Source organism: Bradyrhizobium sp. 1200_D9_N1_1 (assembly GCF_052075915.1).
In the GTDB taxonomy this organism is placed as follows: domain Bacteria; phylum Pseudomonadota; class Alphaproteobacteria; order Rhizobiales; family Xanthobacteraceae; genus Bradyrhizobium; species Bradyrhizobium diazoefficiens.
Genome location: NZ_CP197226.1, coordinates 3,580,998 through 3,603,069 on the forward strand (window position 1 = coordinate 3,580,998; position 22,072 = coordinate 3,603,069).

Below are 22,072 nucleotides of genomic sequence, written 5' to 3' on the forward strand. Positions count from 1 at the left end.
GAAGCTGCTGATCGTCCTGTTCCTAGAGTCAAAGCCGGCTCGTTCACTTGTGGCGACATCAAGCAAGTTCAATGGTTTAGGAGACTCGGTGTTAATGTGGAGGCATATGGACGCAAGGCGCCATTTCGCGCCGCGGTCAGGATATTGCCCGTCGCTTGCCGTCGCGCTTCAACGCGCGACCGCAATCGCGAAAAATGAATCGCGATCAATGAGCTAGAGTCACATCCTCCGAGCTCACGTGAGTTCGGATGAGAAACAGCCTTCACTTCAGGTGCGGGAGATTTTGCGAGTCGCATCAACGGGATCGACTCGAACGCTGAGACACCGATCCAGCTGCATCAAGCATCGCTGCAATCAGGCCTGGTGCGACGCCACGAGGCGCGCGGCCCCATAAAGCCTGGACCAGCTCAATATTTCCTTAAACGCCGGCAACAGGCCGTAGGCCGCATCCGTCAGCTCGTACTCGACCCTCAAGGGCTTCTCCGCGAAGACGGTTCGCGACACCAGTCCGTCCTGCTCGAGCTCGCGCAGCTGCGTGGTCAGCATGTGCTGGGTGATGCCGCCGATCGATCGCCGTAATGCGCCGAAACGGACCGCGCCGTTCATCAGCGCGAACAGGATCTCCAGCTTCCACTTGCCGCCGAGCGCGTGGATGGCCCGCTTGAAGTCGGCGAGCAGGGCAGGGTCGGGGCTGCAATCGCAGTCGCCGTCGCAGGCACTGGTCAGGTTTTCCATACCGGTCTCGAAATCCATTCTACTTGTTCGCAAGCACATAGTGACCAGATGCCGCCTTGAGCAGGGCCTTGATGGAACCAATTCGCCGGTCCGTGCAACGAGGGGAATTTGGCAATGAGCATTGTTCTGGTCACGGGCGGGTCGGGTTTCGTCGGCATCCACGTCGTCCTGCAACTTCTGGCCGCCGGCCACACGGTGCGGACGACGGTGCGCCGGCCGGAGCGGCAGGCCGACGTGCTGGCCATGCTGCGCGAGGGCGGGGCGGCATCGCCCGAGAGCCTGTCCTTCTTCACCGCCGACCTCGTCCGGGACGAGGGGTGGCGTGAGGCCGTCGCGGGCTGCGACTACGTTCTCCATGTTGCCTCGCCGCTCTCGACCAGTCTTCCTAAGGATGAGGACGAGATGATCATCCCGGCGCGCGACGGCACGCTGCGGGTGCTGCGGGCCGCGCGCGAGGCCGGCGTCAGGCGCGTGGTGATCACCTCGTCGCTGGGTGCGATCGGGTATGGCCACAAGCCGCGGGAAAAACCGTTCGACGAGACCGACTGGACCAATCTCGGAGGTGCCGACGTGCAGGCTTACATCAAATCCAAGACGCTGGCCGAGCGGGCGGCCTGGGATTTCGTGGCGCGCGAAGGCGGTGGGCTCGAGCTCTCGGTCGTGAACCCCGCCGGCATTTTCGGTCCCGTGCTGGGGCCGGACTTCTCCGGCTCGATCGAGATCGTCAAATCGCTGCTCGACGGCGCCATGCCGGCGGTGCCGCGGGTCTATTTCGGCGTGGTTGACGTGCGCGACGTGGCCGACCTGCATCTGCGGGCGATGACCGCGCCTGAGGCGAAAGGCGAGCGCTTCATCGCGGTCTCCGGCGAGGCGATGTCGATCCTCGATATCGCCAGGGTGCTGCGGCGGGAACTCGGACCGAGGGCACGCCGGGTTCCACGGCTCCAGGCGCCGGACTGGCTGGTGCGCCTGGCCGCCAACCGGATTCCGCTGCTGCGTGCGGTCGTGCCGATGCTCGGAAGGGTGCGGCATTCCACCAGCGCCAAGGCACGGTCGCTGCTCGGCTGGCAGCCGCGTTCCAACGATGAGGCGATCCTCGCGACGGCCGAGAGCCTGATCCGGCTTGGCCTGGTCAGGGCATGAAGCCGCTGTTTGGCCGACCTTAGGACCGTCCTTTGGGCCGCGCTTGTCAGGCCGCAGCGGGGATGCTGAAGTGCCGCCCTCGAATGCGTAGCGTGGGAGGCGGCGCCGATGGACAACATTCTCGAAGCCGCAAAGGCGATCGCGCTGGCGCGCCGCAACCATGCGCCGCTTGCGGCGCTCGAGGTTCCGCCAGCCGACGAGGCCGAGGGCTACCAGGTCCAGCGTGCGCTGCATGATCTCCTGCTGCCGCATGCCGGGCCGCTCGTCGGCTACAAGATCGGCTGCACCAGCCAGGTGATGCAGGACTATATCGGCATCCCGCATCCCTGCGCCGGCGGCGTGTTCCAGAAGGGCGTGCACGATAGCGGGGTGAAGCTCGCGGCTTCCAAATATGTCCGGGTCGGCGTCGAATGCGAGATCGCGGTGCGGCTCCAGCGTGACCTTGCCGCCGGCGAGGCGCCGTTCACGGCCGAATGGGTCGGCGAGGCCGTCGACGCCTATCATCCCGCGATCGAGATCGTCGACGACCGCTATGTGAAGTGGGAGACGATGGGCGCGCCGACGCTGATCGCCGACGATTTCTTCGCCGCCGGCTGCGTGCTGGGGCCGTCGGTTCCGCGCTCGTCGGTGCCGGACCTGAAGGCGGTCAAAGGCCGCGCCATCGTCAACGGCGAGGAGGTCGGCAACGGCACCGGCGCCGACGTGCTCGGCCACCCCCACAACGCGCTCGCCTGGCTCGCCAACCATCTCGCCGCCGAGGGCAAGGGTCTTCACGCGGGGCAGCTCGTGCTCACCGGGAGCCTGGTGAAGACGCTGTGGCTGAAGGCCGGCGACAAGGTGCGGATGGAGCTGGACGGGCTGGGCGTGGTGGAGGCGGAGTTCAAGTGAGGGGCGCAACCGCGCTTCTCCGTCATTGCGAGGAGCTCTTGCGACGAAGCAATCCAGAATCCTTCCGCGGGCGCATTTCTGGATTGCTTCGCTACGCTCGCAATGACGGAGTTTGGGGCAACTGCGTCGCTATCATTGTACGACCGGCCTGGTTGAGCGTGGCGCACCATCGCAAAATACATGCGGCCCTCGCCAGGGGAGCTAGCGAGGGCCGCGTAGTACATCGTCGTTCGCGCCTAGGTTCGCGAACACGATGTGGGAGCTCCTAAAGAGGCTTAGAAGGGCAGCAGCACGTCCATGACCTGCTGGCCGTAGCGCGGCTGCTGCACGTCCATGATCTGGCCGCGGCCGCCATAGGCGATGCGGGCCTGCGCGATCTTGCTGGAGTCGATGGTGTTGTCGCTCTGGATGTCTTCGGGGCGGACGATGCCGGCGACCACGAGCTCGCGGATCTCGTAGTTGACCCGGATCTCCTGCTTGCCTTCGACCACGAGGTTGCCGTTCGGCAGCACCTGCGTGACCACCGCGGCGACGTTGGTCTGCAACGCTTCCTGGCGATTGACCGAACCCTTGCCGTCGGCGGAGGATGTCGAGTCGGTGGTGAGAAGGCGGCCGGGCAGGACCTTGAGCGGCTGCGTGACCGTCTGGCTGCCGATAAAGTCGGTAATTCCCGAATCTTCCTTGGCGGTGCGGCTGCGCTGGGTTTCGTTGGCGATGTTGGCCTTGTCGGTGATGTTCACGGTCACGGTGAGCAGGTCGCCGATCTGGTGAGCGCGCTGGTCCTTGAAGAAGGCGCGGCTGCCGCTGCGCCACAGCGAGTTCGGATTGTAGGAGGCGACTTCCGGCTTCGGCATCGGCATCTGCACCGGCTTGTAGCCGGGCTGCGCCGTCGGATTGTCGATCGCGGACAGTTTCGGTTGCTCGCCGATCTGCGACAGGCGGTCGATCGAGGAGCAGCCGCTTGCCAGCGCGCCAATGGCCAGCAGCAGGGCAGAGATCGCGATGCGACGAGGACGGAAAGCCGAACTGAACGGGGACATGACTTACTCTGACTTGGCTGGAGCTTGCGAGACGCGGGCTTGCGGGATCTGGGCTTGTGCGATCTGGGCCGGAGACGTGGGGGCCTGGATCAGGCTTTGGGCGAGCGCTGCGGCCGCAGCCGCAGGGGCAGGCACCTCGTCACGCTTGAGCGAGGAGGTCCGCTCGACTGCAGGCGCCATCGGCGGCGACTGGCTCGCGCCCTGGACCGTGATCTGGCCGCGGCCGGTGACGACGCCGGTCAGCGTGCGCTTGGATTGCAGGTTGAGCACGCTGACGGTGTCGCCCTCGGCGCCGCTCTCGATCGCCTTGCCGCGCGTGGTGAGGTAGAGGCCGGGCACCTGGTAGATGATGGTGACGTTCTGGTCGCGCTGCACGAAGTCGGGCTTGACGATGTCCGCGACGCGGATCGGCGTGCCCGCCCGCATCGGCCGGCGCAGCTGCATGCCGATGGTGCGGTCGCGCGAGGCGGCCTCGCCGGTGACCTCGGCCTTGGGCCGGCGCTCCAGCGTGACGTCGGAGGATTTCAGGAGGTCGGCGCGGTCGATGTCGCGCGTCAGCACGGCCACTTCCACGGTCTCGATCGCGGTGCCGGTGAAGCGCAGCTTGGTCGGCGCCGGATTGTTGTCGTTGTTGATCTCGAAGGCGATGTCGAAACGGCCGCCGCGGGCGTCGTAACGCGTCGCGACCGGCTGGAGCGCGCCGGTGTTGGAGGCGTCCAGCCGCATGTCGGCGACGCCGCGGTCGAAGGTGACGGTGATGTTGGCGGCATCGCCAAGGCCGAAGCGGCGCTCGAGCGCGGAAGCCACCGCGTTTTCGAGGTCCTTGTTGGCGAGGGTGCGGGCGAGGCGGGTGACCTGGACTTCCCTGATGTCGCCGGTCATCACGCCGATCACCTGCTTTGCGCGCAACACCGACAGGACATGCGCGACCGGCAGCGCGCCGGTGGTGCCGAGATCGGGCGAGCGGTAGACCGGGATCAGCGCGGCCGAGCCGGCATTGTCGATGAGATCGCCGACCCGCACCACGTCGGAGGTCACGGTGACGCTCGCGCGCAGCGTCGGCGCCGCGATGACGTCGTCGGCGGCCTGCGCCGGCAGTGCCAGCAGCAGGAGAGCGGAGATCGTGGCGAGGGTGGTGCGGATCATCGTCATTGCCTCAGCGGAACAGCGCCGTGGTCGATTGCATCATCTGGTCGGCGGCGCTGATGACCTTGGCGTTCATCTCGTAGGCGCGCTGCGCGGCGATCAGGTCGCTCATCTCCGAGACGACGTCGACATTGGCCTGCTCCAGGCTGCCCTGCGTGATCTTGCCGTAGCCTTCGGTGTTCGCGGTGCCGTCCTGCGGCGGGCCGGAAGAGGGCGTCTCGGTGAACTGATTGTTGCCGACGGGCTGGAGGCCCGCCTTGTTGATGAAGCGGGTCAGGCCGAGCTGGCCCTGAACGGCCGACGTCGAGGAACCCGGCAGCGTCACCGAGACCTGGCCCTGCTCGTTGACGGTGAGGCCGGAGGCGTTGTTCGGGATGGTGATGGTCGGTTGCACCGGGTTGCCCTGCGCGGTGACGACGCGGCCCTGGTTGTCCATCTGGAAGGTGCCGTCGCGGGTGTACTGGAAGGTGCCGTCCGGCATCAGGATCTTGAAGAAGCCTTCGCCCGAGATCGCGAGGTCGAGGTCGTTGCCGGTCTGCGACAGCGTGCCCTGCGTCATGCTGCGCGGCGTGCCGACGGTCTTGACGCCGCCGCCGATGTCGACGCCGACAGGCACGATGGTGCCCTGGTCCGAGGCCTGCGCGCCGACGCGGCGGACGTGCTCGTAGATCAGGTCCTGGAACGCTGCGGTCTGCTTCTTGAAGCCGGTGGTGCGCAGGTTCGCGATGTTGTTGGAGATGACCTGGACGTTGAGTTCCTGGGCCGCCATTCCGGTCGCAGCGGTGTGGAGCGCTTGCATGTCAGTGATCCCCTAATCAGGCCGGAACGTCGGCGAGCTTCTCGATCGCCGATTTGTGGAGGTCGCTCTGCTGCTGGAGCAGATTGGCGATGGCGGTGTAGCTGCGCATGACTTCGACCATGCGGCTCATCTCGCCGACCGAGTTGACGTTCGACTTCTCGATGTAGCCCTGTTGCACGGTGGACTTGGTGTCGACCTGCTGGTTGGCCGAGCCGGCGCTGTAGAGGTTGGCGCCGAGCTTGGTGAGCTTGGCCGGATCGTCGAAGGTCACCATGCGGATCTTGCCGCGGATCGAGTCGGTCTTGGCCGTGCCCTCGAGCACCGTGACGGTGCCGTCGGGGGCGATATTGATGTCGTGGTCGGTCGGCTGGAAGGTGATCGGGCCGGCGGTGCCGAGCACGAGGTTGCCGTCGGAGGTGACGAGCTGGCCAGTGCTGCTGAGCGTGAACTTGCCGTCGCGGGTGTAACGCTCGGCGCCATTGGCCTGCACGGCGAAAAAGGCGTTGCCGTTGATCGCCATGTCGAGCGGGTTGTTGGTCGCCTCCATCGGCCCCTGGCCGACGTCGCGGAAGGTGCCGCGGTCCTGCACATAGGAGACCCGGCGGTCGGAACCGACGAAATTGTCCTCACGCGCGTTCGAGTTGAGAAACTCCTCGAACAGCGAATGGTCGGCCTTGAAGCCGTTGGTGTTGGCATTGGCGACGTTGTTGGCGATGACATCCATCTGCCGTTCCAACGTCATCTGCCGTGACAAGCCGATCAGAAGCGCGTTCTGCATCGGAATATCTCCCCTGAGTGAGATCTGCCTCCTCGCTCTCCCAAGCGCGTTGGCGGACCCCGTGAACGAGACCGTCAGGTTCTCCCAAACCCCCGGGTCTCGGCTCTTTCTCAGCGAAAGCCGTGCCAACGCGGAAAATTGTTAAATATCAATGTCTTGCTGATTTTTCGAGGGCGCGGGAGGGCGGCAGAAAGGTTCTGTTAGCCATGTTTGCCCGGCAGATTTTTCCTAGTGGCGGCCCAATCGAAAGGTTCCGTTAACCATTATTACCGTAGCGTTTGCGTGCAAGAGGAGCGCATTGCGCTGGGGCATTTGTATCGCGTCATTGTCTGCCAGGGGGCTTCGCTCTTTCGATTCCTATAAGAGATGAGCGAGCCGGGCGACCATGGCAGAGAATGAAGCGGAAGGCGGCGCAGCCGCCGAAGGCGCGGAAGCCGCTCCCCCGAAGAACAAGCTCAAGCTCATCATCATGGCCGTCGGTCTGCTCGCCGTCCTCGGCGGCGGCGCGGCGACCTGGTTCTTCTTCTTCCGCCACAGCGACGACGAGCACCATGCCGAGGCGGCGCCCCCGCCGAAGCCGCCGGCCTTCGTCGAGGTGCCCGACATGATGGTCAACCTCGCCGGCGCTCCGGGCGAGCGCGTGCAATATCTGAAGCTGAAGATCGTGCTGGAGCTGAAGGAAGAAAAGCAGATCGAGGCGATCAAGCCGGCGATGCCGCGCGTCACCGACATCTTCCAGACCTATGTGCGCGAGCTGCGCTCCTCCGACCTCAACGGCTCCGCCGGCATCTTCCGCCTCAAGGAAGAGCTGACCAAGCGTGTCAACGCGGCGGTCGCGCCGGTCCAGGTCAGCGCGGTGCTGTTCAAGGAAGTCGTGATCCAGTGACGGCTCAGGGAAGGTAGTGGGCTAGCGTCATGGCCGGCAACGAGCAGATGGACCAGGATGCGATTGCCGCCCAATGGGAGGCTTCGCTCGATTCCGAGGATCCCGCGGAGGCCGCGAAGGCCGCTGCCGAAAACGAACTCTCCGAGACCATGGCCCTGCAATGGGCGGCCATGGTCGAGGACGGCAGCCGCGACCTCGGCTCCGGCAAGAACTCCGGCGAGCGGGTGCTGTCGCAGGAGGAGATCGACAACCTCCTCGGCTTCACCGTCGGCGACGTCACGCTCGACGACCATTCCGGCATTCGCGCGATCATCGATTCGGCGATGGTCTCCTACGAGCGTCTGCCGATGCTCGAAATCGTCTTCGACCGCCTGGTGCGGCTGTTGACGACGTCTTTGCGCAATTTCACCTCCGACAACGTCGAAGTCTCGCTCGACCGCATCACCTCGGTGCGCTTCGGCGACTACATGAACTCGATCCCGCTGCCGGCCGTGCTCTCGGTGTTCAAGGCCGAGGAGTGGGACAATTTCGGCATGGCGACGGTCGATTCCAACCTGATCTACTCGATGATCGACGTGCTGCTCGGCGGCCGCCGCGGCACCAGCCAGCTCCGCATCGAGGGCCGGCCCTACACCACGATCGAGACCGAGCTGGTCAAGCGGCTTGTCGAGGTGGTGCTGGCCGACGCCGAGCAGGCGTTCCGCCCGCTGTCGCCGGTGACCTTCACGATCGACCGGCTCGAGACCAACCCGCGCTTCGCCGCGATCAGCCGTCCCGCCAACGCCGCGATCCTGGTGCGCCTGCGCATCGACATGGAAGACCGCGGCGGCAATATCGAGCTCTTGCTGCCTTACGCGACCATCGAACCGATCCGGGGCGTCCTGCTCCAGATGTTCATGGGTGAAAAGTTCGGCCGCGACCCGGTCTGGGAAGGCCATTTCGCCACCGAGATCGGCCAGGCCGAGATCTCCGTCGATGCCGTGCTCTACGAGGCCGACATCCCGCTCAAGCAGCTGATGCGGCTGAAGGTCGGCGACACGCTGCCGCTGGACATGCGCGCGGATGCCAACGTCACCGTGCGCTGCGGCGACGTCACAATCACCGAAGGACGCATGGGCCGGGTCGGCGACCGCGTCGCGATCAGGGTGACGAAACCCCTGCGCAAGCCAAGTACGACACTTGCGATGTTCGAGAAGGTGGACGAGCAGAACAAGATGATGGAGGCCCCATGAACCACTCCCTTGGAATGGCGATCGAGACGCTGGTGGCTATCTTGCTGATGCTCACGATCGGCTACTGCATCCTGCTGAACAAGCGGCTGACGCGGCTGAAGGCGGACGAGCATTCGCTGAAGGCGGTCATCGCCGAGCTGATCACCGCGACCGAGATCGCCGAGCGCGCGATCGGCGGGCTGAAGCTCGCCGTGCGCGACGTCAACGAGAACCTCGGCAGCCAGCTCGCGGCGGCGACCCAGATGTCGGACCAGCTCTACAAGCAGCTGGGCGAAGCCGACAACGTGGTGCGGCGCCTGTCCAAGATCGCGATCGCCGCGCGCCCCGTGACCAACCCGGAACCGGTTGCCGTGCCGGTGGCCAAGCCCTCGTCGGCGAAGGCGGTGGCGGCTGCGGCCGAAGCCTTCTCCGAGCGCCGACGATCCAACGGCCTTGCCGCATGAAGTCAGGGGTATGAAGTCCTTTCGCAACATCCGCGTCATACCGGTCGTCCTGGTTGCCGTCGCAGGTCTCGCCACGCTCAAGGTCGCGGGCCTCGTGATAAATGGCGGCTATGTCTTCGACTACCAGCCAAACCAGGCCAAAAAGTCCTGGGCGCAGGAGAATCTGAACTTTCCGACGGGACGGGAAGACCCCGACATCACCGGCTCGACCCATGGCGCGCCGAAGGAGGCGCCGAAGCCGGCCGCGCCCGAGACCAAGGCCGAAGGCACCGTGGTCAAGGTGGAGGAAGCCCAGCCGCAGGTCTCGGCCTCGGAGCGCGCGATCCTGGAGCGGTTGCAGTCGCGCCGCCAGGAGATCGAGGCCCGCCAGCGCGAGATCGACATCCGCGAGAGCCTGCTGAAATCGGCCGAGAAGCGCATCGAGAACAAGGTCGAGGAGATGAAGGCGGTGGAATCCCGCATCTCGGCGACCCAGGCCGAGCAGAAGGCCGCCGAAGCCCAGCGCATGAAGGGCCTCGTCACCATGTATGAGGGCATGAAGCCGAAGGACGCCGCGCGGGTGTTCGACCGCCTCGAGATGGGCGTGCTGATCGAGATCGCCTCGGCCATCGCGCCGCGAAAGATGTCGGACATCCTGGGGCTGATGTCACCGGAGGCCGCCGAGCGGCTGACCGTCGAAATGGCCCGCCGGGCTAATGGCGGCGGCGATCAATCCGCCTCGGCCGGCGACCTGCCCAAGATCGACGGCAAGCCGACGCAAAAGCCGAATTGAGGGCTCGAGAGCCGCGGCGCGTTACGGCAACCTGCGCGCAATCGCGCGGTCGTTCGGCCTGCACGCGGCTAGACGCCTTGCGTGTCTAGCTCGCGAACCGCTGCTGAACCCTGCGACCTGCCGAGCTCAGCGGTTTCTCGACGGGAAGGAGGGTCTCGCAGTGCTGCTTGATCAGCGCAGCCTTCGTCATTCGAGTCACGAGATGAAGGGTGCTGTGGCAGCAGGAGCACTCGTATACCTTCAGTGCATAACCCCGCGCGATTGGAAAGACGGCTACGACCGCTCTTGCCTGGCTACATACAATGCAGTTGGCTTCTTCGCTCATTGATTGCTCCCCCAAAAAGTTGACCAATCGAATTCGCATCGCAATGATCACATCTGATTCAGAGTCGTTGATGGACCGCAACACCCCTGAGGTTGTGCGCGCCTGTTCGGCAACCGAGCACGCAGATCAAATGCGCCGGGGAGTGGGGTGATCGCCGCGAGTTTGACGTCCTTGCCGCACGAGGCACGTCGACTCGCGTTGCGGATGCAGCCGAAGCAAGAGGCATCTTCTGAGGCTGCGATGAGTTGACGCGTACAAATGTGAAGTGGAGTACAGTGGCGCCGCAGAGTTCGTCCTAGGCTCCCGCCATTCGCAATCCGCAGCGCGGGAGGAAGCTATGAACTACTCGTCCGTAGCAGAACGCGCAATCGAAGCCGTCAATCGGCTGCTCATCGCGGCGATGACGTTCGCCTGGACATCCGCGCTAGACCATCAGCATGCATGGCCGCCGCAGGGGGAAGATGGCGACGCTGAAGATGACGCTGGTCTCAAGCGAGAGAACTCCTCCGCGCCGGATTGCGCGGGACCGCAACACTGAAGAGACGGTCGCCTTGTGTGCGTCACACGATCAGATCGTGCAGCACGTGAGCGCCAGTTGTGCCTGCCCCGTGAGCCGGATCAATATGCGACGGGGACAGTTCGTGCATTGACGCCGCCTCGGATTCGTGGGCTTTCCCGGCGTGCTCGTGATGACCGGACGGGTCTGAGGGATCATCCAATTGGACGCCGTGCTCCGGACCCTGGCCATGCGAAGCGCCATCCTTGAAGTCAAAGGAGTCGCCGACCTGGTGCGAACCGGCAGGCGCAGAGCCGTGCGCTGCATGACCGGCAGAGGGCGGATCGACATCCACCGGGCCGTGCTTCGGCGCATCGTGCTGTCCGGCTGCCTCGCTTGGAAGCGAATGACTGGCGCCGCCGTGGGCATGAGCAGCATTGTGGGCGCTGTCTGGAGCCGATGCACCGTGGTCCTCGTTGCCCTTCTCCAGCGTACGCCCGTGCCGGGCGAGCTGTTCGGCCGCATCTTGGAGCGCCGCGAAAGCAATCTCAGGCATGGGGGCACTTCCGGCGATCGCGGCATTGTTTCCGATCGTCGTATCGGTGCTGTCGGGCAGCGTTAGCTGATCGAAGACAAAGCTGGTCGCCGTCGGTGCGGCCTCGTCGTGCAAGATCGTGGACAGCCCGCTCGGTGCGGGCGTTACCGCGTCACTGCTGGTAATCTCTGCAGCGTGCGGCTGCACCCCGTCTGAGCTGGCGAAGCTGGGATGTTCGGTCCATGCAAACTGGTCCGAACTGGCAAAGACGCTGTGGGCCTGGTCGGTTGATCTGTCCGTCGCGTTCCAGTCAGCGAGGAGCGTGCCGTCGCTGAGTGTGGTCTCGGACGAACTGGTCGTCGTCACGGCGGTGGCGTCGCTTTGTGTCGTTGCGCTGAGATCAAGCGGGTCGCTGCCGGCCGCCAGCACGGCTGCCGCCGCCGGCGTCAGGGTGAAATCCGACGCGTCGATGGTCGCAATGCCCTGCAGATGGATTTCGATCAGGCCGGAATCGCCAATGTGCAGGGTCTGGTCGCTCGGATTGACATACACGATCGTTTCATTGGCCGCGCTGTCGTAGAGCCAGGCGATCGTGTGAGCCGGCACGGACGTGCTTGCCGAGCTCAAGGCCAGGAGAACGAAGCCAAGCCCGCCGAGAGCCGTCAAGTCGATCTTGTCGGATCCCGGGTTGAGATCGGTGATGGTGCCGAACTGGCCGGCCTTGGAATCCGCCGCGGACAAATGGACGAAACGGTCGTTCCCGGTGCCGCCGGTCAATTGGTCGGCGCCAAATCCGCCGATGATCGCTTCATTGCCCTTGTTGCCGTTGACCGCATCGATTCCCGCGCCACCGTGCGTCGTGTCATCGCCGTCATTGCCTTTGATCGTGTCGTTGCCGGAGCCGCCATGAAGAATGTCAGCCTGGCCAGTGCCGTTGACGGTATCTTTGCCGGCGCCCGTGGAGATGATCTGGCCCACATCGCCACTGGCCGCGATGGTTTCACTTCCGTGAGTCACAGGGGCGAAGGGAGGATCGCTCGTCACGGCCGGTCCAGCGGCCAGGTTATCGAAACCGTTGGGGGCGTCGCCGGCGCCATGGGCGGCGATGGTCACGACCTGCGTCGTCCCGTCGATGCTGGTCACGGTGAACGTGTCGGTCGGCGTGTCGCCAACATCGAGCGCCTGCACCACACTATTGTTGTTGTCCAGCGTGTAGGTCCACAGGCCCGCCGCGGTCATCGTGAACATACCGTAGCCGCCGTCGCTCGTCGTCGGCGAGCGCACCGCTGTGAAAGTGTTGGGCAGATTGACGTCGGTGTTGGTGAGCGCACCGGAAGCGGTCGGCGTGCCAGGCGCGCCGCCCGCAGCCTCGATCATGGAGCCGGTCGCGGTCCCGGAGAGAGTGGCCCCATCGTTGGTGCCGTTGACGGCAGTCGTCACCGGCTGTGGGGGATCGCTCAAGGTGACACCACTCGCAACGTTAGTGCTGCCCAGAAGGTCTACTTGCAGGCCGGTCGTTGACGCATCGCCGTCACGGTCGACGGCCGTCACGTCAAACAGCAGATCGGTGCTGGGGATCCTGGATCCCTCGCTGTATGTGATGTTGTTGACGGTAAACGTAGCGTTGCCGGCTACCGCGTGATCGTACGACACCTCTATTCGGTTGAATTCCGATCCAACGTAGAGCGTATAGGTCGAAGTTGCGCCATCAAACGAGTAAGTGTTTACAAGCGCGAGATTCGAAGTCTCTTTCACCACGACGTGGGCGTCACCCGATGGCTTTGGAATGTTTATGCTGAAGTCGTGGATGTCGTTGGTGCCATCAAAGACCTTGAAGACGACGTCCGCAGCTCCGTTTCCTTGCCACTGCGTCAGCGCGAAACTGACGTCCGTTTGCACCGGCGTGAAGGCCAGATTCAAGGTTTCGTGTTGATCCATTTGCAGTCCGGTGTCGCCGACCGCGATGCCGTTGCTCGACGCTTTGACGTCAGCAGGGGCACCATTGAAATCGCCGGTGATGACGAGCAGACCGTCCGGAGCGGTGAGTGACGGCTGGCCACTGCCGGATGCTCCGAAATCGGAGCCGGTCACCGTCGTCTGCTGCAAGAAGCCGACGGTCTCGATGTCAAACGTGTAGGTTCCGTCTGGATTGATCAGCAGCCTAAAGTATGGATCGCTCAGCGTCCCGCTTGTATCGGTGAAGAACGCATCCAGCTCCACGCCGCCGCTCACCGCCTTGGTCGTATAATAGAAGGTGTAGTCATCACCATTCCCGGTCACGTGTACCGACGTGATGCCGCCGCCCAGATCCGTTGTCGCCAGATCGTACCCATTAACAGTGCCATTGTGGACGGCCACGCGCATCGCGCCCTCGCCATCCGCACCGAAGCTCACGTTGTAGGTGCCGTTCGCAACTTGATCGTCCTTGGCGACGATGGTTGCGATGCCAAAACCTCCAATCGTCGGGCCGTCGTCGGTGATGGTCAGCCGGCTGCCGAGATCAAGGCTCGCCGTCTGGAAGTCACCGTCCTTGTCAGTGATTGTCGCCGTCAGGTTCACAATCCCGGCGGTCAGCGAGACGCCTTCCCCGGCGTCGGGGTTGGTACCGAAAGGCTGCGTCACCGCACGGTACTCGGTGAAGGTCACGATTCCTGTCGCCGGATCGAGCGTGATAGTGAACGCCAGCGTGCCGCCGACGGTGCCAACATGGCCTTCAATGGTATTGCCTTTTTGCACCAGCACATCGGCCTGGCCAGTGTGCGAGTCGAGCAGACCCGACGCCATGCCGTTGCCGCCGGTGACAGACAGCGCATAGCCGATCGTCGCACCGTCCGCCCCCTGGATCGACGTGAACGCTGTCGAGAAGTTGCCTGACGTCGTCGTCAGCGTCGCGTCCGGCGTCGAGCCGGCGATGCTGTCGTCCAGCGCCGTAGCTGTCAGATGCGTCTCGCTCAGCGTCAACGACGGAGCCGTCCCCGTCGCCGCAATCGTCGGGCCGTCGTCGGTGATGATCAGCCGGCTGCCGAGATCACGGCTCGCGGTCTGGAAGTTGCCGTCCTTTTCGGTGATCGTCGCCGACAGGGTCACAGTCCCTTCGGTCAGCGACACGCCTTCCCCGCCGTCCGGGTTGGTGCCGGAAGGCTCCGTCACCGCGCGGAATTCGGTGAAGGTCACGAGCCCCGTCGTCGGATCAAGCGTGATGGTGAATGCCAGCGTCCCGCCGGTAGTGCCAACATGGCCTTCGATGGTGTTGCCGTTCAGGACCAGCACGTCGGCCTGGCCGGTGTGCGAGTCGATCAGGCCCGATGTCGTGCCGTTGCCACCGGTGATCGACAGCGCGTAGCTGATCGTCGCACCGTTCGCCCCCTGAACCGAGGTGAACGCCGTCGAGAAGTCGCCTGACGTCGTCGTCCGCGCCGCGTCCGGCGCCGAGCCAGCGATGTTGTCGTCCAGGGAGGTTGCCGTCAGATGCGTCTCGCTCAGCGTCAGCGACGGGGTCGTTCCGCTCACCTCAACCAACGGGCCGTGGATGGTGATCGTGACCACCTGCGCGGTGCCGTCGATGCTGGTCACCGTGAAGCTGTCGGTCAGACTGTCGCCTACATGGAGTGCTTGCACCTGACTGTTGGCCTTGTCGAGCGTATAGGTCCACACGCCGGCCGTTGTCATCGTGAAGGTGCCGTACTTGCTCGCGGCCGGCGAGCCGATCGCCGTAAAGGTATTGGGCGGGTCGTCGGGATCGGTATCAGTAAGCGCTCCGGTCGCGATCAGCGTGCCGGGCGAGGCATTGACCACGCCACCGGCCGCGATCGCTGAGCCGGTCGTCGTACCGGAAATGATGGCCGCATCTTCGACGCCGTTGAGGGTGATCGGGAAGGGCTGACTGACCAAGAGCGAGCCATCCGCCACTGTGATAATGAAGCTTGTGGTCGTTGGCGCCTTCAGCGCATTGATCGCATCACTGTTTGGGACGAAGGTGTAGGCGCCGCTCCCGCTGTTGAGGTAAAGGGTGCCATAGGGGCCGGTTTGCGATACATCATACGTCACCCCGCCCAACACCGTGTTGCCGTTGGTGCCGCCGCTGATACCGAAGGTCAGTGTGGCATCAGTGTTGCTGCTGCTTGCGGTGAACGTCCCGCTCGTCGCCGTGAATGTGTCAAACACCACGGTATCGAGTTCGGCCGGGCCGGCTCCGGTGTTCAGCGTCGGCGGCGGATGTATGATCAGAGGCGGAGGGAGGAAAAACGGTGAGACAGGCGCCAGCAAATCTTGCGCCGCGGGAGCCTCGGGCGGAATGAAATTGATCGGCTGTAGCGGCTGGGATTTGACGAAAGGAGGTGTGCCCGACCCGTGGGGGTCTCGCCCTTCCAGATTGGCAAGCGCGTCCTGCTGTGCCGCCCGCAACTCCTCCATGCGAGCAGCCGTGTTCGTGACCTGGTTCACGCTGACCGAGGAGCCGACCTTTTTGACGACGATCGTTTCGCCGGGATCCTCGACGATGATGTGCCGCGGGATCGGCTCCTTGGTCACAAGCTCGTATGCACCGTGCGCAAGGTCCTTGTAAGTAATGGCGTCGTCATCCAGGAACGTTACGTTCGGGTCTGCGGCCTTGACCTGTTTGATCATCGAGAAGAGCATTGCCGTGAGCGACAGCATCCCGAAGCCGCCGGCAGAGGCCCGCTCGCGAATCTGCGCAACGGGTCCATCAAGAGGGCCGCTCTTGGCCGCGTTCACTCGGTGACGCCTGATCGCAGCGGCTTCGCGCTCGTCCCCGGGCCTTCCAGCGGGCGTGACGGACATTGTTCGACCTCGATTGCCCAGCGTCGACCTCAGACATCGCCGTAGCTTTGCTGGCTTGCCGCGTCACGCGATCGGGAGCAATTTTGCGCCGGCAACCTTGGCCAGGCCCGCTGAAGGTCGTTGTTTCCGAGAATTCCGCCCAGGCCAGTCACGGCAGAATTGCTGTCGCTTCGCCTGACGGCACGGGGGAAAAGCTCGTTGAAATTGCCCGGCACGGATAGTGGCTCTTTCGGGCACGGCGATCAGCCGTTCGGATTAATCCGGAATAACCAGTTTGCCTGTCGTGGTTTGTTGCCGCTGGTCTGCCATGATGCCCGGTGGTGCCGACACCGTCGGAGCCGTTCGGATGCTCAAAACAACATCTTAAAAAAGGGGTGAGCCATGCGCACTCACGCAGCGACTGTTCTCGTGACAGGTATCGCCCTTGCGCTGGCCGCCTCGTCACCCCACCCAGTCCAGGCGCAGAGCGATTCTCCGCGGCGGGCCGTCCTGGATTCGTCGTCAAAGCCAATCGGGAAAGTTGTGGCAGCCGAGGGCTCGGTCATCATCGAGCATGTGGGAGCTGTCATTGTCCAGGCAAAAGTCCCGGGCGAATCCATCCAGACCAAGATTGGCGATCCGGTCTATTTGGGCGATGTGGTTCGAACCGATGCCGACAGTCGGGTCGGCATCAACTTCGTGGACGGAACTTCGTTCAACTTGTCGAGCAACGCCCGCATGAAATTGGACGAATATGTCTACGAGCCGGCTGGAAAGTCCAATTCGACGAGCTTCAACCTGACCAAGGGGACGTTCGTCTTTGTTGCCGGCCAGGTTGCGAAGACCGGCGACATGAGGATCGAAACGCCGGTCGCCACGATGGGCGTTCGAGGCACGACACCTCATGTCGAAATCTCAGATGACGGAACCACCAGGTTTTCCACTCTTATCGAAGAGGGCAAGAACAAATATCTGAAGAAGTCCGGCGGCACGGGGGCGCCGCGACCCGAGCAAAGGGCCGAGCACAAGCTCAATCTGAACATCTGCCGCGGGTGCTAACGCTGGTTCTAGCCTCCGCGCAATCGCCAGATCTCAGGGGACGGGGGCCTGACATGGAACCAAGATCGTCCGTCGCAAAAAGCGGAGTGGCGCTTGGCGTCCTGCTGTTGATTGGCTTGCCAGTCGCGGCCCAGAATTCCAAGGTGAAGACCAACTATCTCAGTCATATTGAACCGTGCAACGGGGTGGGTGCCACCCCGCTCGATGTCCGGATCGATGCCTGCACGGCTTTCATAGAGGCGAGTCAGGGTACGACAGCAGCTCTGGCTATCGCCTATAACAATCGCGGCAATGCCTACACCGCAAAGGGCGACTACGACAAAGCCATCCGCGATTTCGATCAGTCGATCGCGCTCAAGCCGACATACGCAAAGGCCTTCAACAACCGCGGTGTGGCTTACTTGAGGAAAGGCGAGTATGAGCTCGCGATCGAAGCCTTTGATGATGCGATCAAGCTCGATCCCGACTATGTCGCTGCCTTCGTCAACCGCGCCGGAGCCTATCTGAAGAAGAATGACCACCAGCGCGCGGCGCATGACTACGACGAGGCTATTCGTCTCCAGCCGGATTCGCAGGCCGCACGGAGCGGACGATGCTGGACCCGGGCGGTGCTTGGTGCCTGGCAGGCCGCGCTGGAGGACTGCGACAGAGCGCTTCAATCCGGATCGACCAGTGCTGCCGTGTACGACTCGCGCGGGCTGATTCACCTGAAGATGGGTGAGTTCGGTGCGGCGATCGCCGACTACAATTCTGCCTTGCGAGCCGCCCCGGAATTGGCGAGCGCGCTTTTTGGCCGCGGGCTTGCCAAGCTGAAGCAGGGCGACGCAATTGGCGGAGATTCCGACATTTCGGCTGCAAAGACGATTCAGGGCAACATCGGCGACGAGTTCGCGCATTATGGCGTCGGTCGCGACTGAGTTCACGACTGGATCTGGCTCGTCGATCATCGTGGAGGATTTTGTCGAGACGGCAGGCTGCGGCCCGGGCCGCGCCGGTCCCGCCCGGCGCCGGTGACGACGTGGTGTTAACGTCTCCTTAACCACTTGCTCTCCAGATTTGGAGCGCGAACGCCTAAGCCCACACGCGAGGCGTCGCGACGCGCTGAGCCGGATCAAGTCGCCATTACAGCATTAACAAGTCCTTAATTGGCAAAACCTACATTCGACGCCATGTGCCGGCGCCATGTGCCGGTATGGGTCGTCGAACCGGAAGAAATGCCGCCAATGGCGCAGAAGGCTGCCGCTGGATTTGTGTCGCGAGCCCGCGCCCTGGCGTGGGGGGTGTCGCGTCATGTCCGCAACGCACCTGCGCTGGCAACCATCCTCTTGGTCGGCCTGATCGCCGCAAGCCCGGCTGGGGCGGACCCGATCCGGGGCGAGGCCAGTTTTTCGGCCGCCGGCGGCTTCGCGCGTCTCGTGATCAGGCTCGGCGAGGATGTTCCCTCCGAGGTCACGACGGCCGGCTCCATTCTCATCATCCGTTTCGACCGGCCGGTCGACGTGCCCGTCGACCGGGTTCCGGAGGGGGCGCCCGACTACGTCAACTCCGCCCGCCGCGATCCCGACGGCGGCGCCATCCGCCTGTCGCTGGCGCGGCGCGTCACCGTCAACACCATGAATGCCGGCGAGCGCACCTTCATCGACCTCTTGCCCGAGGGCTGGAAGGGGCCGCCGCCGAGCCTGCCCATGGACGTGGTCAAGGAACTCGCCGAGCGTGCGCGCGTCGCCGAACGGGCGCTGCGTGCGCAGCGCGCCGCAGCCGAGACCAGGAAGCGTCCGCAGATCCGTGTGCGCGCTTCGGTGCAGCCGACCTTCGTACGCTTCGTGTTCGAGATGCCCGACGGCGTCGGCGTGTCTTCCGTGCTCAACGAGCAGAAGCTCACGCTCGCCTTCAACGCCAACCTCAGTTTCGACCTCGCCGACGCGGTGGTCGCCGCGCCGCCGAACGTCGCCTCGATCAAGCAGAAGGCCGACATCGACCAGACCAATGTCGAGATCGCGCTGATCGGCGATTCCGACGTGCACTCCTTCCGTGACGAGAAGAACTACGTCGTTGACGTCTCCTTCCAGCCGGACAAGGGCAAGGCGGCTGCGACGCCGGAGGCCGCGATTGCGCAGGCCAAGCCTGCCAGCCAAGGCCATGGACCGGCACCGGCCGCGGAAAAGCCGGCGGCCGAGAAGAAGGACGCCCATCGCGAGATCGCACCGCCGACCTCCGAGACGATCGCGCGCGAAGCCAAGATCGATATCAAGCCCGAAGTGAAGCCGGAAGCGCCCGCCGCGATGCCCGCCGCCGAAGCGCCGAAACCGGCGGCGGCTCCCGCGGCCGAAGCTGCGCACGCTGCGGAAGCGCCCAAGGAAGCGGCGAAGGAAGCGACGAAGGAAGCCGCGAAGCCGACCCCGCCTGTTGCCGAAGCTCCGGCCGCGGCTGCCAAGCCGGCAATGGTCGAGGCGCCCAAGGAGGTCGTGAAGGAAGCGGCGAAGGAGCCGGTCAAGGAAGCAGCCAAAGCTGCGCCCGCCGAGGCGCCGGCCGCGCCGCAGCCGGCCGCACCAAGCGTCGATGCGCGCCGCGACAGCGACGGCTTGCGCGTGACGTTCCCGCTTCAGGTCACAACGCCTGCGGCGGCGTTCCGCCGCGGCGATACCGTCTGGCTGGTGTTCGACACGCCGAAGCCGATCGACGTCGAGGCGATCCGGACCAAGGGCGGGGCGATGATCGGCGAGGTCGGCCGCATCCCCCTCGACAAGGGGCAGGCGGTACGCATCCGTCTCACCCGGCCGCTGGTCTACTCGCTGACGAGCGAGGAGGTCGGCAAGGAGACCAACTGGCTGCTGACGCTCGCCGACAAGATCCAGGCGACGCCGCTGCCGCTGATGATGTCGCGCAACATCACCGATCCCGCGCTCGCCAACATCGCGATTCCCTTCGCCAATCCGGGCCTGCTGCACAAGCTCACCGATCCCGACGCCGGCGACATGCTCTATGTCGTCACCGCGCAGCGGCCGGTGCGCGGCTTCATCAAGCGTCAGGACCTCGTCGATCTCTCGCTGCTGGAATCCGCCCATGGCATCGCGATCCGGCCGAACTCCGACGAGGTCGGCGTCGAGGTCGGATCCGACAAGGTCATTCTCGGCAAGAAGGGCGGACTGACGTTGTCGCCGGTCGACATCTCCGCCGAGCGCGCCCCGACCGCGGTGCGCCCGATCTTCAGCCCCGAAGCCTGGCGCAAGGGGCAGTCGGAAAACTTCATAACGCGCCAGAGCGATCTGATCATGGCGATCTCGGCCGTCGAGCCTGCGCTGCGCTCGCTGCCGCGGCTCGACCTCGCGCAGTTCTACATGTCACGCGCGATGTATCACGAGGCCAAGGCCGTGACCGAATTGATGCTGAGCGATCCGCTCAATAAGGAGGAGAGCGGCGCGCTGATCATGCACGCGATCGCGAGCATCCTGATCGGCCGGCCGGCGCAGGGCCTGAAGGACCTCGCCAATCCCGTGATCGGCAACAGCCACGACTCCCAGCTCTGGAAGGCGCTCGCCCATGCGCGCCAGGGCAAATGGGCGGACGCGCGCGAGAAGTTCAAGAACGTCGAATTCGCGATCGCCTCGCTGCCGCTCGACATCCAGCGCATCGTGACGATGGACGCGATGCGCGCCTCGCTCGAGGTGAAGGACTATGCCGGCGCCTCCAAGCGACGCAGCGAGCTCGAGATCGTCGGCGTATCGCCCGAGGCTGCGCCCGGCTTCGCCGTTTTGCGCGGCAGGCTCGCCGAGGCGCTCGGCCACGACAAGGATGCGCTCGACGACTACAAGTTCGCGGTCGCCTCGAGCGACCGGCCGGCTGCGGCCGAAGCCAAGCAGCTCGAGGTCGCGTTGCGGCAGAAGCGCGACGAGATCAGCAAGGAAGACGCGCTGCGCGAGCTCGAGACGCTGTCGATGACCTGGCGCGGCGACGCGATCGAGGTCAAGACGCTCCAGATGCTGTCGCAGATGTATGCCGAGAACGGGCGCTACCGGGACGCGCTCACGGCGGCGCGCACCGCGACGAAGCTGCAGCCGAACGCGGAAGCCTCGCGCCAGGCGCAGGATCTCGCCTCCGACCTGTTCACGCAGATCTTCCTGGGGCCCAAGGGTGACGAGTTGCCGCCGGTCGAGGCGCTCGGGATGTTCTACGAGTTCCGCGAGCTGACGCCGATCGGCCGCCGCGGCGACGAGCTGATCCGCCGTCTCGCCGACCGTCTCGCCTCGATCGATCTGCTCGACCAGGCCGCCGAGCTCTTGCAATACCAGGTCGACCACCGTCTCGAAGGCGCCGCGCGTGCCCAGGTCGCCGCGCGTCTTTCCATGATCTATCTCGCCAACCGCAGGCCGGACATGGCGATCTCGGCGCTGCGCGCGAGCCGCATCAGCGATCTCTCCGGCGAGCTCAGGCAGCAGCGTCTGCTGCTGGAGGCGCGGGCGCAGAGCGACGTCGGCCGGCACGATCTCGCGCTCGACATCGTCTCCAACGTCTCCGGACGCGAGGTGCTCCGCCTGCGCTCCGACATCTTCTGGGCGGCGCGGCGCTGGCGCGAGTCCGCCGAGCAGATCGAGCTCTATTACGGCGAGCGCTTCCGCGACTTCAAGCCGCTCAATGCGGTGGAGAAGAGCGACATCATCCGCGCCGCCGTCGGCTACGCGCTCGCCGACGATTCGATCGGCCTGTCGCGCTTTCGCGAGAAATACGCGCCGCTGATGAGCGAGAGCGCCGACCGTGTCGCCTTCGACATCGCCAGCAAGCCGGCCGCGGCCTCCAGCGCCGAATTCGCCGAGATCGCCAAGCTGGCTGCGAGCGTCGACACGCTCGACGGCTTCCTGCGCGAGATGAAGCAACGCTTCCCCGACGCCACCGCCCGCGCGCCATCCGGGCCGCAGGCCAAGGAAGAGACCGACCACACCGGCTCGCTGCCGAAGATCCCCGCCCTGCGGCAGATCAAGATGACGCGGTAGCAATCTCGCGACGCGAGACAGGTCCGGC

The 22,072-nt window shown here is 64.6% G+C and carries 16 protein-coding genes; 10 read left to right on the forward strand and 6 right to left on the reverse strand.

Going from position 1 to position 22,072, the window contains the following annotated elements; translation table 11 throughout:
- Positions 1 to 354 precede the first annotated feature (354 nt).
- Positions 355 to 753 (reverse strand): winged helix-turn-helix transcriptional regulator, encoded by a 399-nt coding sequence (locus AB5K84_RS17065; protein ID WP_028173287.1) that lies wholly within the window; start codon positions 751 to 753, stop codon positions 355 to 357.
- A gap of 96 nt (positions 754 to 849) precedes the next feature.
- Here AB5K84_RS17065 and AB5K84_RS17070 point away from each other — a divergent pair, with 96 nt between their 5' ends.
- Positions 850 to 1,878 (forward strand): SDR family oxidoreductase, encoded by a 1,029-nt coding sequence (locus tag AB5K84_RS17070; RefSeq protein WP_110116579.1) that lies wholly within the window; start codon positions 850 to 852, stop codon positions 1,876 to 1,878.
- A 108-nt stretch (positions 1,879 to 1,986) separates the two neighbouring features.
- The gene (locus tag AB5K84_RS17075) at positions 1,987 to 2,766 is read left to right on the forward strand and encodes a 2-keto-4-pentenoate hydratase (RefSeq protein WP_110116578.1); all 780 of its coding nucleotides are present in this window, start codon (positions 1,987 to 1,989) and stop codon (positions 2,764 to 2,766) included.
- A gap of 275 nt (positions 2,767 to 3,041) precedes the next feature.
- Here AB5K84_RS17075 and flgH read toward each other — a convergent pair whose 3' ends face one another.
- The 4 genes from flgH to flgF are packed head-to-tail and all read right to left on the reverse strand — an operon-like array spanning position 3,042 to position 6,529.
- On the reverse strand, positions 3,042 to 3,806 hold the full coding sequence (flgH, locus tag AB5K84_RS17080; RefSeq protein WP_011088573.1) for a flagellar basal body L-ring protein FlgH: 765 nt from the start codon (positions 3,804 to 3,806) through the stop codon (positions 3,042 to 3,044).
- A 3-nt stretch (positions 3,807 to 3,809) separates the two neighbouring features.
- On the reverse strand, positions 3,810 to 4,952 hold the full coding sequence (gene flgA / locus AB5K84_RS17085) for a flagellar basal body P-ring formation chaperone FlgA (RefSeq protein WP_162603638.1): 1,143 nt from the start codon (positions 4,950 to 4,952) through the stop codon (positions 3,810 to 3,812).
- Positions 4,953 to 4,962: 10 nt separating this feature from the next.
- Positions 4,963 to 5,751 (reverse strand): flagellar basal-body rod protein FlgG, encoded by a 789-nt coding sequence (flgG, locus tag AB5K84_RS17090; protein WP_011088571.1) that lies wholly within the window; start codon positions 5,749 to 5,751, stop codon positions 4,963 to 4,965.
- Between the two features lie 16 nt (positions 5,752 to 5,767).
- Positions 5,768 to 6,529 carry a flagellar basal-body rod protein FlgF gene (gene flgF / locus AB5K84_RS17095; RefSeq protein ID WP_011088570.1) on the reverse strand — a complete coding sequence of 254 codons (762 nt, stop codon included), beginning with the start codon at positions 6,527 to 6,529 and terminating at the stop codon, positions 5,768 to 5,770.
- A gap of 385 nt (positions 6,530 to 6,914) precedes the next feature.
- Between flgF and fliL the strand changes: the two genes are divergently transcribed.
- The 5 genes from fliL to AB5K84_RS17120 all read left to right on the forward strand — a co-directional run bounded on the left by fliL (position 6,915) and on the right by AB5K84_RS17120 (position 10,725).
- Positions 6,915 to 7,415, forward strand: a complete 501-nt coding sequence (gene fliL, locus AB5K84_RS17100) for a flagellar basal body-associated protein FliL (protein WP_110116576.1) — start codon at positions 6,915 to 6,917, stop codon at positions 7,413 to 7,415.
- 29 nt (positions 7,416 to 7,444) lie between these two features.
- Positions 7,445 to 8,647 (forward strand): flagellar motor switch protein FliM, encoded by a 1,203-nt coding sequence (gene fliM, locus AB5K84_RS17105; RefSeq protein ID WP_011088568.1) that lies wholly within the window; start codon positions 7,445 to 7,447, stop codon positions 8,645 to 8,647.
- Positions 8,644 to 9,090: a DUF6468 domain-containing protein gene (locus tag AB5K84_RS17110; protein ID WP_110116575.1), complete on the forward strand. Its 447-nt coding sequence runs from the start codon at positions 8,644 to 8,646 to the stop codon at positions 9,088 to 9,090. Before fliM ends, AB5K84_RS17110 begins: the two co-directional genes overlap by 4 nt.
- 10 nt (positions 9,091 to 9,100) lie before the next feature.
- Entirely contained in the window at positions 9,101 to 9,862 is a 762-nt protein-coding gene (locus AB5K84_RS17115; RefSeq protein ID WP_011088566.1) for a MotE family protein, read from the forward strand.
- A gap of 662 nt (positions 9,863 to 10,524) precedes the next feature.
- Entirely contained in the window at positions 10,525 to 10,725 is a 201-nt protein-coding gene (locus tag AB5K84_RS17120) for a hypothetical protein (protein ID WP_162603637.1), read from the forward strand.
- Positions 10,726 to 10,747: 22 nt separating this feature from the next.
- Here the strand turns inward: AB5K84_RS17120 and AB5K84_RS17125 are convergent, their stop codons facing one another.
- Positions 10,748 to 15,952, reverse strand: a complete 5,205-nt coding sequence (locus tag AB5K84_RS17125; RefSeq protein WP_441232553.1) for a DUF5801 repeats-in-toxin domain-containing protein — start codon at positions 15,950 to 15,952, stop codon at positions 10,748 to 10,750.
- Positions 15,953 to 16,399: 447 nt separating this feature from the next.
- Here AB5K84_RS17125 and AB5K84_RS17130 point away from each other — a divergent pair, with 447 nt between their 5' ends.
- The 3 genes from AB5K84_RS17130 to AB5K84_RS17140 all read left to right on the forward strand — a co-directional run bounded on the left by AB5K84_RS17130 (position 16,400) and on the right by AB5K84_RS17140 (position 22,044).
- Positions 16,400 to 17,056 carry a FecR family protein gene (locus AB5K84_RS17130; RefSeq protein WP_097532197.1) on the forward strand — a complete coding sequence of 219 codons (657 nt, stop codon included), beginning with the start codon at positions 16,400 to 16,402 and terminating at the stop codon, positions 17,054 to 17,056.
- 53 nt (positions 17,057 to 17,109) lie between these two features.
- Positions 17,110 to 17,973 (forward strand): tetratricopeptide repeat protein, encoded by an 864-nt coding sequence (locus tag AB5K84_RS17135; protein WP_038967162.1) that lies wholly within the window; start codon positions 17,110 to 17,112, stop codon positions 17,971 to 17,973.
- 306 nt (positions 17,974 to 18,279) lie between these two features.
- Positions 18,280 to 22,044, forward strand: a complete 3,765-nt coding sequence (locus tag AB5K84_RS17140) for a tetratricopeptide repeat protein (RefSeq protein WP_162603825.1) — start codon at positions 18,280 to 18,282, stop codon at positions 22,042 to 22,044.
- The last annotated feature ends 28 nt before the right edge of the window (positions 22,045 to 22,072 follow it).